Raw genomic sequence first — 11,340 nt, 5'->3', positions numbered from 1 at the left:
TCTGAAATGGTATGGAATCCTTCCTCATACAGCTGTAATGCCTCCAGTTTCTTTTCAAACGATACAGACATAAAAAGGGCTCCCCCCTAAGCAACAGATTTTTGTTTTTTCATCTGTCTACTTAAGGGGGAGCATATCATTAAGTGGGCTTTCTCTTTTTTTATGCTTCCTTTATAGGTAAAAGGTAGTATAATATGGGAAGCATCTAGAGATAGGCAGGGGATTATTGTGAATATCGAACTAGTCAAAAAGAATGACAGACGGCAAAAAAATAATATTATGGCGTCAGCTTACGCTTGGTCTTGTGTTTTGGGAATTGCTGCTGAGCTGTTTATGGGTGGAAGCTTGGAGGTCATTCTTTCAGTTGCAAGTCCGTTTCTTACAATGGGCATTTTTTATCTGCTTGGCAGGAAGTATGAGTGGTTTGAAAAGTATTTTGGCCTCATTTTCGTCACCATTATCGGTGTCTCATCGGTGCAGGCAATGGTACTGCACTCGGCCATAACACTTGGAACAATAGCCTTAGGCTTTTTCCTGCTCATATTGGCCAGTATCCACGGAACATTCACCGTTTTTTTCTATGGATTTCTATGGAGCCTCGCGATTATCTTGATAAATATCAATTATTTCAGCGGTTTGGAGAATGAATCACTTTCACCCGGCAGTTTACTTGTCATTTTTCTGTTATCTAGCTTTGGTCTTTTTTTGCTCATCCGTCGAGGAAAGAAAGTTTTCCAACAGGTAGAGCAATTGGTGAAGGAAGCAGATGAAAGGGCATCGGAGGATGAGCAGACGGCTGAGCAGTTGAATCGCACGGTTTCTTCCATTACAGGCACTCTGGACCAGATACGCATAAAAGCAAATGGAGCCACGGCCTCCTATGGGGAAATGCTGGAATCTGTGGCCGAAGTCAGTGCAGGCAGCCACAAGCAAATGGATGGTGTAACCGCTATAACGGGAAGCACAGAAAGAACTGCAGATTCGGTAAGGAAGATGGAGCGGCATCTTGGCAAGCTTCTGGATCAGGCGGGTACAGCCAGTGAAAAGTCAGAAGACGGCGCTGAGAAAATTTCCGCAATGAAAGCGAGCATCGATTCTTTTACAGACTTTTTTACAGGTCTATCGAATACATTTACCACTCTGACTGACAGAATTTCTGAAACCAACACTTTTGCCATTTCCATCAAGGAAATTACCGAACAGACCAATCTACTGTCGCTGAATGCTTCGATTGAGGCAGCAAGGGCAGGAGAATACGGCAAGGGCTTTGCTGTTGTAGCTGAGGAAATCCGAAAGTTATCAGGTATGACAGATGATACCTTGAAGCAAATCGATGGGAATTTGAATGAGGTAAATACGGTAAACAAACTGGCATTAAGTAAATTGGAGGATGGAATGAAACTCATCCGGCAGCAAGCCGAGCTTGCTGATGAATCCAATAGTTTGTTTGCCAATGTTGAAGATGCGATGAAGGTATTGCAGGAACAATTGAGTCTTTTCCGCCTGGAAGTGGACGCTGTTTCGCAGAACAGCAGCGAAATAGAGGAACATTCAGCTGAATATGCAGCGATTATGGATCAAAGCGGCGCTGCCATGGAGCAGCTTCTCGGAACTCTGGAAAAGCTTTGGAAGGAACAAGAGGAAATGACGGATTACATAAACACAACATATGAAGAGGCGACTACGATCGGAAAGCAATAAAAGCCGAGGGGGAACCCCGGCTTGTTTTTTTTTATGAAGCAAAAGACCCTGCAAGGTACCGCTTTTCTGCCGATATAAAAAGAAAAGAAAGAGTAATGGGAAGTGTTCCAGTGGACCAACAAGTGAAGCAGGGAAAAAAACTGAAGCAGCAAAAGGTACTGCTTCAGCATTATATTGCTGTATTGGAAGAGTTTGAACTAAAGGTCGCGGAGATGAACAAATTGACCGCAGCCTTTTTAAATAATCCAGACTCGCCGGACCTTGCAGCCTGGACACAGCAGCTCTATGATTTGGCACAAGAAATTGAGGATCTGGAAGAAAGGCTGCAAGATCAGCTGCATTGAGAGAAGTCTATTTGTTCAGCTTCCACACCGAGTAATTCAAGCCAAGGGCAAACATGACCCAGCCGATATACGGAAGCATCATCGTTCCTGCCGTCTTATCCACTTGATAATACTCATATGCCGTCCAAGAGATTGCGGCGAGTAAGGCAGCCATCTCAGCTAAAGCAGTTCCGCGAAGTCCCCACTTAAAAAATAGAAATGACCAAAGGAAGTTCAATCCAAGCTGTACATCATTCGATAGTTTCACCTTTGCCTCATCTTTTTTCTTTGTTTTACTGCGAGCGCGGTATTGAGCGATGCCCATTACCGTATATAAGGTTGTCCAAGCCGCAGGGAAAACCCATGAAGGCGGCGAGAAAGCAGGTTTATCCAAGTCCTTATATTGCTCCTTCGTGTTCCTGTTGGCCAATAAGCCAGCTATTGTTCCTCCAGCAACCGGAACAAGGACATTGACAGCAAGCTTCTTCACATTGACTTTTCCGTTTACGCTAAAAAGTTCCATCTTCAACCTCCTGTAGCCTTGATAGTATGTATGTTGCCTAAATTGGATGAAAACAAACAAAAAAAGAGGGACGGCCCAGACTCAGATTGAGCGGGCAGTTCCTCTTTGCGGTTACGGTTCGAACGTGACGCCGTTGATGACCAATTTTGATGGAAGGAATGGTTTCTCGGCATTTTCTTCAAAATAAGGGTTAAGAATAGAGTAGAATTTATCCCATTCCTCATACATCTCGTCGTATTGATCGCTTTTTTCTTTTTCCAAAATGACTGCGTAAATGTCTGCTAATTTAGCGCGGTCTTCTTCCGAGACTTCAAAGTCATAGGATTCCATTACTTGCTCGAATGTCGGGGACGGATATGCTTCACGGTAATATGGACGCATGATTTTATGATATTCATTCCATTTTTGTTCAGATAGCTCATAATTTCCGGCTTGATCCGCAGCAATGGCTTCCTCATAGATCTTTTTCAACGTAACCTTATCTTCTTCAGAAATTGTGACATCGAGATCAGCAATCATTTCTTCAAAAGTAGGCGGAACGTAGTAGCTTTGTATGATCTGATAAAATTGCTCCATTTTCGGTCCGGCTTCTTGATCATTTCCTGCCTTGGCAAGGACAACCCATTCTTCATAAAGGCTCTTCAGCTTTTGCAGGTCTTCAGCGGAGAAGTCGAACTCATACCATTTAATATATTCTTCAAAGGACTCTGGCTGCCACTCGGCCAGATAGTAAGGTCTGGTGATATTATCCATCTCCTGCCAAAGGGCTGCAGATTCTTCCCACTTTTCTTCTTTTTCCAGTTTGCGGGCATCATTGTACAGCTTCTCAAGCTTTTGCATTTCTTCCTCGGTTATTCCTTTAGGGAGATCCCGCTTATAAACATCAAATGTATAAAATTCACCGAAATCACTGAGTTCCTTTCCAACCACTTGAACTTCGGCACCTTCGAAAAGCTGCATCTGTTCAAATTGTTCTTCACTAAACTGGTGAAGCCCTACGCTATATTTCTTTCCTTCTTCTGTCTTGATCGTAAGCCCGTCGCGCCAGAAATTAAGGACTTTACCATTGAAAACGCGCTCAGCCTGCAGTTCAACGCCAATCGGCTCTGTGACAGCCGATGCAGAATAAGGTGCCAATACACCGATTCCCAATGTCAAAGCAGATGCCAACACAAACATTTTTCTCTTTCTTCGGCTCATGATCTCAATCCCCTTATATACAATAATATTTGATAAGACCTTTCATAATAGTAAGACGAACTGAGCAGCAAAAGAGTTTCAATTCCAGAGGATGAATCGTAATTCTTTTTTCGTCAATCAACGGGGGCTCTGAGGCGAAAGATGTAAGGTTCTCTGGAAGTTTGACAATGCTGCTCAAAGAGCCTCCCTTTATAGTTGCTTTCCCGAAAAAAAGCAAGAAAAAACACTTGAAAAGAAATTTGAGAGAATGAAATTTAGCAATGTTTTATTTTCTTATTAAGACCTTAAGTTCGAAAAGCTTGAGGCCTTTTTATTGATAAGTTGAAACAGATCAGATTAAGTTCACTGTATTTTTACGGTAGTGCTCGCCGCTTCAATATTGTTATGACAAAAAATCCAATTCTGGAAGGGGGCTCTATATACATGTTACACTCAAGGAAGCTATGAAAAAGTGAGGGATTGTATGGCAAAGAAGTTGGTGTATGCAATTGTCTTTTTTTCTTTCTTTGATTTATTCACTCAGCTGCCGATTATGAGTCCATTTGCACAGTCGCTTGGTGCGTCGGCTTTTCTTACAGGGCTAACAGTCGGCATGTTCTCCTTCTCCAATACGATTGGAAACGTCTTATCGGGCTTCTTGACAGATAAAAAGGGGCCGTTTCATATATTGGTGTTTGGGCTGATCGGATCAGGTATCATTCTGATATTTTACCAGTTTGCAAGCGGGCCAATTTCGCTTCTCATGATCCGTTTCTTGCATGGACTTGTTTCTGGGCTGATCGTTCCGGCAGCTTTTACGTATTTGGCAAATGCGACAGGCCGGGAAAAAAGAGGGAAGGGGGGAGCGATTTCTGGAGCCTTTATTGGAATGGCTGCAGTGATCGGGCCGGCATTCAGCGGAATAGTGGCGAGTCGTACGGGCGAACCGGCTGTTTTTGCCGTTACTGCTGTTTTTATGATTTTGCTTGGAATTGCATCCTTCCTAATTTTGCGCGTACATCCTGCGGATCAACAGGATGAAAGAGAGAAGGGAAATGGACTGACGATTCGGCGATTCTTCACACAGGGAGAAGTGTGGAAAGCTTTTCTCGGAGCCTTTTTTCTGATGTTCTCACAGGGGGTTCTTGCCTATATGCTTCCTTTAAAGGTGATTGGGCTCGGTCTTGATTCAAGAACAAGCGGCCTGCTGTTGAGCACCTTCGGCCTTGTTGCCATTGTTGTTTTCCTATTGCCGACAAACAGGATTTTTGACCGTGTCCAGCCGATTTACACATTGTCAGCTGGAATGGGTACAATGGGGCTCAGTTTGCTTTTGATCAGCCAGAGTGAATCACAACTCCTTCTGTACGGCTGCCTTGCCCTATATGGAGCGGGGTTCGCGTTCTTATTTCCATCGATCAATTCATTGTTGATCGATTCGACAGATTCAGTGAACCGAGGAAGGGCGTATGGATACTTCTACGCATTTTTTTCCTTTGGGGTTGTAATCGGCTCAGGTCTTACCGGATTGCTTGAATTAAGTGCCAATGGAGGGTTCATCTTTACAGGGCTCCTGCTGCTGCTCGCTGCTTCTCTGTTTTATATGAGGAAAGAGAAACGGGAAAAAGCGACAGTGTAATCTTCAATTTAAAAAGCCGCAAGAGAGGGCGAAGAGCCTGTCCTTGCGGCTTATTTGCTTACACATTTACCATTTCTAGAAACTGTCTCGTGCGCTCATTTGTTGAGTGATTGAAGAACGTATCCGGATCTGCGTCTTCAATTATATTACCTTCATCCAGCATGATAATGCGGCTAGCGACTTCCTTGGCGAACTTCATTTCATGTGTGACAACGACCATCGTCATCCCTTCCTCAGCGAGATTCTGCATGACCTGAAGTACCTCGCCAACAAGTTCGGGATCAAGTGCAGATGTTGGTTCGTCGAAGAGCAGCGCTTTCGGCTCCATTGCAAGTGCGCGGGCTATAGCAACACGCTGTTTTTGTCCGCCCGATAACTTGTTCGGATAGACATCCGCTTTGTCCGATAGCCCGACTTTTCCAAGCAATTCAAGTCCCAGTCTCTTTGCCTCTTCCTTATCCTTCTTTTTAACGATTAAAGGTGCCTCAATAATATTTTCAAGGACCGTTTTATGAGGGAATAAGTTGAAATGCTGAAAAACCATTCCGACTTCTTCCCGAACTTTAGATAAATCATCTTTTTTTCGGTCAATTTTCCTGCCGTCTATTAAAATATTGCCTTCCTCCGCCACTTCAAGGAAGTTCAGGCAGCGCAGCAAGGTACTTTTGCCGGACCCGCTGGCACCGACGAGCACAACGACTTCGCCTGGCTTTACATTTATATCAATGCCTTTCAGCACTTCAAGCTTCCCAAAAGATTTATGAAGGTTTTCCGTTTTGATCATGCCGAACTCTCCTTGCCTACTATCTTTCGACGTTTAATTTATTCTCATACCACTTCAACAGGCCGGTAAAAATGAGGACGAGGACGAGATAATAGAGCCCGACCACCATATATGTTTCAAATGGCTGAAACGAAGCGGCCGCTTCCCTGTTGGCCAGTCCGAACAGCTCGGCCACACCAATAACGTATACAAGAGAAGAATCTTTCAGTGTAATGATGAATTGATTGCCTAGTGGCGGAATCGCCCGGCGGAGGGCCTGAGGGAAGATGATCCTCCGCATCGCCTGGGAACGGCTCATCCCGAGAGCGAGACTTGCTTCCCTTTGACCGCGATCAATTCCTTGAATCGCTCCGCGGAACACCTCTGCAATATAGGCGCCGTTATGAATCCCGAGTGCAATCGCTCCCGCCCAGAAGTTTGACAGTACAACAATCGATGTAATCCCGTAATAAAGAAACATGATTTGCACGATCAATGGTGTTCCCCTGATGAGCGAGATGTAGAGATTGGCAATCGCCTGGAGGATTTTAGAGCGGGAAATCTTCATCAGTGCGAACAAGACTCCAAACACGGTCCCGATGACGATAGCAATTGCCGTAATCTCCAGGGTGATGACAATCGCCTTCAAAAAGCCGTCGTATGTTCTCATAAATACTTCATATAACGTTACAAAAATCTCAGGCACGGATTAGACTCCCTCTTTCCATTAGCATCTGGTTATCCATTAATCAAGCATTTCCGCATCTTCAAGATCGATATCGAGCAGATTGCGGTCAAACCATTTCTTTGAAATTTTATCGTACGTTCCGTCATCAATCATCTCTTTCAAAGCTTTGTCGATTTCATCCCGGAGCCCTGTATTATCTTTGCGGACTGCAATGGACGGCTGTTCAACCCAAAGCGGGTTTCCGACTTCCTTGATGTCAAATCCGCTGTCAATCGCTTCAAATCCGACGATGTCAGAAGTGATAACAGCATCAAGCCGGTTTGGAACTGTCAGGTCCTTCAGTGCCACGACATCACTGTTGTAATATTGAATGTTATCCGAAAGAGTTTTTGCCGGTCCTTCATAAGTGGAGGAAGCGACAACGCCAATTTTCTTGCCGTCCAGATCTTCAGGTGTTTTAATGTCGTTATTGTCTTTTGCGACCCAGATCATGCCGCCCGAATAGTAGTACGGCTTTGTAAAAGCGGCATTTTTTGCCCGTTCTTTTGTGTAGGCCATTGAACCGATGATAGCATCATACTTCTTGCCGACGAGTCCCTGCAAGATCGTTTCGAACGGATTGGTCACCGGATTGGGCTCAAGGTCCATCCGTTTGGCGATTTCCTCTCCGATTTCCACATCAAATCCCGTTAATTTTCCATTTTCTTCGAAGTTAAATGGCTTATATACACCGCTTGCTGCGAATGTCAGCTTTCCTTTATGTACAAGTTCTCCATTTCCTCCAGATCCTTCGGCATCAGCAGCTTTCTCTTTTTGTCCGCAGGCTGAAAGAGCAAGCAAGGCTGCTGCCAGGACAAATAATAATGACCTCATCTTCTTCATGTTTACAATCTCCCCCTTAGTAATATAGATGGCCAAAATAAGGCCCGTTAGCAGGTCGTTTCCTCCTTTTCCCTAATCGTGGGTCTCTTAAAACTATTTTTGGAAAAAAGGTATAAAAGTTAGAAAAGGAAAAATAGTAGAGTAAAAATAGGAACATTTGTTCTGTTTGTGGTAAAATAAAAGAGCGGTTGCTTGCCGGCGCCAATAACCGCATGGGGGATGGAGGTGTTGCTTTGACCGTATACCAATCAATCCAGCTGCTTATCTCCGCTGTAGTCGGGGTGGTTACGCTCATTTCGCTCGTCGTGACTCTAATTGTCCATCTTACAAAAAAAAATGACCGTTCCTAAAAAAAGGAACGGCCGCTGAACGGGCTCTCTATTGCTTTAGAAAACTGCTGGCAAGCGATTGTGCGGCCGGGTGTTGCACCACCCGGCTCCGCTTCAGTTAGGTACATTATACCCATCCGCTTGCTTCTTTTCAATTTAATTGCCGGCGTTTCGTTAAAGAATAACTGTGTCATGCCGATAAAAGAATAGTAATGAGTCGAATTGATAAGGATGGAAGCGAAATGAACAGGAACTCTCTTGCAGGGACGCACGGTGCTGACCAGCACTTTCCTTTGTTTATCATGTACAACAAGCGGTTGCATACATACGAGCCGATGGGCGGGGAGAATGTCTTTTACAAGACATATAAGGCGGAAATCGATCGGAAACTAGCTGAAGTCAATCCTGTTCAGGCAGAAATGATCCGGGTCAATATTGCCGGAGAATTTTTTTATGCTGCGGCAGTCCGGGCAAGGAATGGGGATATTACCTACTTTCTGTTGCCCGTAAAACGATTTTCATCCAATCATTTTGAAGAAACCCTCCGTACGCAGCAGCATCGGCTGTTCGAATTGATCAAAGCAGAGGAACTGACCGAAGAGAGCATTACAGAAATGCTGAAAGAGATCTGTGAAACGATCGCTGATCTGGTGGACTGTGACAGGGTCAGTGTCTGGTCATTTGAGGAAGGAAAAAAGACACTCATTTGCCACAACCAATTTATCAAGGCGGAGCGGAGACATTCTCTTTGCGAAAGTCTGCAAGCGGGTAAAGTCCCCCGTTATTTTGAAGAAATCGTCACATCCCGAACGCTTGTCATTGAAGATGCGACTAACGATGAACGGGCTGCAGGACTCGATCCAAATGTAAAAGCACTTCTGGATGCTCCGCTGTTATTAAGCACGGGGATCGGGGGGGTGCTTTGTTGTGAATCGCTATCTAAGCGGACATGGACAGAGATGGTCCGGACTGCGGTAGTAACTCTGACAGATATGCTCAGCTTTTTATTCGAGAGGATGAAAAGGGCAGAAGTTGAAAAAAGAATGTGGGAGCTGGCCTATCGCGATCCGTTGACAGGTCTTCCGAACCAGTTCAGCTTCATGAAAGATGTAAATAAAACAATTGAAAAACTCGCCCCCGGGCAAAAATATATGATGCTTTATCTGAAGCTTGACCAATTTCAAAACATCCAGGATGTCCTTGGCTTCAATGGAGGGAACGAGGTTCTGATCAGGATGGCAAGGCGGATTGAGGAATGCTTTTTACCGCTGGGAAACGTAGCGAGGATGGGCTTTGACCATTTCGCGATTTTTTATCCAGTCGTCAATGACGATAGAGAGGTGACAGGCCTGATAACGGGGCTGCTTGACCAGCTTCTTGAGCCGATGTACATCCAGGGACAGGACATTTATGTGACCCACAGCTGCGGTGTCGCCGTTTTCCCGAAGGATGGAAAGGATGCCAAGACGTGTGTTCAGAAGGCACAAGTCGCTTTGAATGCAGGGATGAAAAAGAATACTAGGAATGTAAAAGCCCTTTTCACGGAAAATATGTTGCAAACGATGGAAAATGACTTACTGGCCGAGATGAACATGCGAAAAGGGCTCGATTGTAATGAATTCGAACTCTATTATCAGCCGCAAATATGCTGTGTCACTGGGAACATAATCGGTTTCGAAGCATTGATCCGCTGGAACCACCCGGAACGGGGCTTAATTCCCCCGATAACCTTTATCAATCTTGCTGAATCAACCGGCCTGATTATTCCAATTGGCGAGTGGGTGATCAAGGAAGCTTTTACCCTATTGGAAAAATGGAAGATGGAGGGGAAAGAGGAGTACCGTCTCTCGATCAATGTCTCCCCGCGTCACTTCCTTCATCCTGGCCTGAACATCTATTTGGCGGACTGCCTCAAGCAATATGATGTCAATCCTGAAAGTCTGACGATTGAGATTACAGAGAATGTCGCCATGGAGGATTTTGAGACGGTCCTTTCCCGGATTGCCGCTCTGCGTGAGCTCGGTTTTGTCATCAGTATCGATGACTTCGGAACGGGTTTCTCGGCTTTTCTCTATCTTCAGCATTTTCCGATCCAGGAAATTAAGATTGACCGCCAGTTTATCCGGGATATCGATTCGAATAGCAAGAGCCGCAGCATTACCAAAACAATCATTGATCTTGCAGACATGCTCAGTTTGAATGTTGTTTGCGAAGGAGTGGAAACATTGGAGCAGTGGGAGATTTTGCGGAGCTTGAATTGCCCGCAGCTGCAAGGTTACTACTTCTCAAGGCCGATGGCACTTGAGGAACTGCCAAAATGGGTTGAAGGCTATGAAAAAATCAGCTGAAATAACGCTGTACTATCGCATCAGAATGTCCTGACATTTCCATAAATAGTCTTTTCTTCCCTTTCATGATAGTGGGAAAAAGGATACCCTGAATGGGAAGCTATTTGTGAGGTGAAATCATGTCCATTTTTGCAGCAAGGAATATCATGGAAGATATCGTCAAAACAGAGATCGAAAAAAATCTTCCGCAGCTTCATATGTCTTGTACGTGTGATACTTGTCTCTCTGATGTATTTGCCATTTCGCTTAATGAGCTTCCGCCGCGCTATATAGTCAATAAGGATCGAAGTCCTTATATCCGGGCTATGTACCAGGCGGATCAGCAAGGAGCTATCAATATTCTAAAAACCATTTCAAGGGCCGCTCAAACAGTTTCAGACAGCCCGCGGTGTCAAAAGCAAAGTTGAAAAGAGCCGATATACTTCGGCTCTTTCTTATTAGTAGTAAAACCCGCCGTAGCCAAAACCCGGGCCGTAGCCAAAGCCAGGACCGTACCAACCCGGGCCGATCAAGGCGCCTGCCGCAAGTCCTCCAAGGAACCCGCCAAGCAGCGGGGCGCCAAATCCGTAACCGAAACCAAAGGGGCGACCGAACCCGTATGGCCGCCAAAACGGCCGGCCAAAACCAAATCTTGTATCGTCCTGGAACCCTTGCGCAGGGTGTTGATAGTGCTGTTCATAAAATTGATTCACGCAGCATCCTCCTCAAATTTTCATTCTGTCTGTTCGCTCCATCCTATGCAGGACAAATGCCAAGGGAGCAAGCAGAGACAAGAAATAGGCTTTTGTTGAGAAGGAAAAAGAGACTGTCCTGAACCAAGTTCATAAAGTGGTACCTATGTCAAGGACACAATAAAAAAAGAGATTAAGCAGTTTGAAGATGATTCCTATATTGAATAGGGGTCATCTTTTTTAAATTCCACTGATAACGATAATTATTATAATAGACCATATAATGGTTAATCT

General features: G+C 44.8%; 12 protein-coding genes. 5 read left to right on the top strand and 7 right to left on the bottom strand.

Features of this window, described 5'->3' with window-relative positions; translation table 11 throughout:
• Nucleotides 1-228 precede the first annotated feature (228 nt).
• Complete coding sequence (locus AC0TWI_RS00240) at nt 229-1,701, top strand: methyl-accepting chemotaxis protein (RefSeq protein ID WP_488124327.1); 1,473 nt, start codon at nt 229-231, stop codon at nt 1,699-1,701.
• 110 nt (nt 1,702-1,811) lie between these two features.
• Complete coding sequence (locus AC0TWI_RS00235; RefSeq protein WP_488124326.1) at nt 1,812-2,045, top strand: hypothetical protein; 234 nt, start codon at nt 1,812-1,814, stop codon at nt 2,043-2,045.
• 7 nt (nt 2,046-2,052) lie between these two features.
• Here AC0TWI_RS00235 and AC0TWI_RS00230 read toward each other — a convergent pair whose 3' ends face one another.
• Both AC0TWI_RS00230 and AC0TWI_RS00225 read right to left on the bottom strand, forming a co-directional pair.
• A complete protein-coding gene (locus tag AC0TWI_RS00230) occupies nt 2,053-2,547 on the bottom strand; it encodes a TspO/MBR family protein (RefSeq protein WP_488124325.1) in 495 nt (164 codons plus the stop codon).
• Between the two features lie 111 nt (nt 2,548-2,658).
• On the bottom strand, nt 2,659-3,747 hold the full coding sequence (locus AC0TWI_RS00225) for a hypothetical protein (protein ID WP_488124324.1): 1,089 nt from the start codon (nt 3,745-3,747) through the stop codon (nt 2,659-2,661).
• Nucleotides 3,748-4,210: 463 nt separating this feature from the next.
• Here AC0TWI_RS00225 and AC0TWI_RS00220 point away from each other — a divergent pair, with 463 nt between their 5' ends.
• Nucleotides 4,211-5,365 (top strand): MFS transporter, encoded by a 1,155-nt coding sequence (locus AC0TWI_RS00220; RefSeq protein ID WP_488124323.1) that lies wholly within the window; start codon nt 4,211-4,213, stop codon nt 5,363-5,365.
• Between the two features lie 58 nt (nt 5,366-5,423).
• Here the strand turns inward: AC0TWI_RS00220 and AC0TWI_RS00215 are convergent, their stop codons facing one another.
• Genes AC0TWI_RS00215 through AC0TWI_RS00205 form a run of 3 tightly spaced genes read right to left on the bottom strand, consistent with a single transcriptional unit; the run spans nt 5,424 to nt 7,698 of the window.
• The gene (locus tag AC0TWI_RS00215; protein WP_488124322.1) at nt 5,424-6,149 is read right to left on the bottom strand and encodes an amino acid ABC transporter ATP-binding protein; all 726 of its coding nucleotides are present in this window, start codon (nt 6,147-6,149) and stop codon (nt 5,424-5,426) included.
• A 19-nt stretch (nt 6,150-6,168) separates the two neighbouring features.
• Nucleotides 6,169-6,834: an amino acid ABC transporter permease gene (locus AC0TWI_RS00210; RefSeq protein WP_488124321.1), complete on the bottom strand. Its 666-nt coding sequence runs from the start codon at nt 6,832-6,834 to the stop codon at nt 6,169-6,171.
• 39 nt (nt 6,835-6,873) lie between these two features.
• Nucleotides 6,874-7,698 (bottom strand): transporter substrate-binding domain-containing protein, encoded by an 825-nt coding sequence (locus AC0TWI_RS00205; RefSeq protein ID WP_488124320.1) that lies wholly within the window; start codon nt 7,696-7,698, stop codon nt 6,874-6,876.
• 571 nt (nt 7,699-8,269) lie between these two features.
• Between AC0TWI_RS00205 and AC0TWI_RS00200 the strand changes: the two genes are divergently transcribed.
• The gene (locus AC0TWI_RS00200; protein WP_488124319.1) at nt 8,270-10,375 is read left to right on the top strand and encodes a putative bifunctional diguanylate cyclase/phosphodiesterase; all 2,106 of its coding nucleotides are present in this window, start codon (nt 8,270-8,272) and stop codon (nt 10,373-10,375) included.
• 119 nt (nt 10,376-10,494) lie between these two features.
• Entirely contained in the window at nt 10,495-10,782 is a 288-nt protein-coding gene (locus AC0TWI_RS00195; RefSeq protein WP_488124318.1) for a late competence development ComFB family protein, read from the top strand.
• Between the two features lie 30 nt (nt 10,783-10,812).
• Here the strand turns inward: AC0TWI_RS00195 and AC0TWI_RS00190 are convergent, their stop codons facing one another.
• Together AC0TWI_RS00190 and AC0TWI_RS00185 are read right to left on the bottom strand one after the other, a co-directional pair.
• On the bottom strand, nt 10,813-11,067 hold the full coding sequence (locus AC0TWI_RS00190; protein ID WP_488124317.1) for a hypothetical protein: 255 nt from the start codon (nt 11,065-11,067) through the stop codon (nt 10,813-10,815).
• 172 nt (nt 11,068-11,239) lie between these two features.
• Nucleotides 11,240-11,340, bottom strand: a 101-nt coding sequence (locus AC0TWI_RS00185) for an IS3 family transposase (RefSeq protein WP_488124311.1), incomplete at its 5' end; no start/stop codon positions are given.

This window comes from Lederbergia sp. B243.17, from assembly GCF_057657925.1.
This window is presented reverse-complemented; position numbering and strand designations above follow the sequence as displayed.

Bases quoted from the DNA above. Each gene is read 5' to 3' on its own strand.
- AC0TWI_RS00230 (WP_488124325.1), bottom strand. From the start codon at position 2,547: ATGGAACTTTTTAGCGTAAACGGAAAAGTCAATGTGAAGAAGCTTGCT.
- AC0TWI_RS00225 (WP_488124324.1), bottom strand. From the start codon at position 3,747: ATGAGCCGAAGAAAGAGAAAAATGTTTGTGTTGGCATCTGCTTTGACA.
- AC0TWI_RS00220 (WP_488124323.1), top strand. From the start codon at position 4,211: ATGGCAAAGAAGTTGGTGTATGCAATTGTCTTTTTTTCTTTCTTTGAT.
- AC0TWI_RS00195 (WP_488124318.1), top strand. From the start codon at position 10,495: ATGTCCATTTTTGCAGCAAGGAATATCATGGAAGATATCGTCAAAACA.
- AC0TWI_RS00215 (WP_488124322.1), bottom strand. From the start codon at position 6,149: ATGATCAAAACGGAAAACCTTCATAAATCTTTTGGGAAGCTTGAAGTG.
- AC0TWI_RS00200 (WP_488124319.1), top strand. From the start codon at position 8,270: ATGAACAGGAACTCTCTTGCAGGGACGCACGGTGCTGACCAGCACTTT.
- AC0TWI_RS00205 (WP_488124320.1), bottom strand. From the start codon at position 7,698: ATGAAGAAGATGAGGTCATTATTATTTGTCCTGGCAGCAGCCTTGCTT.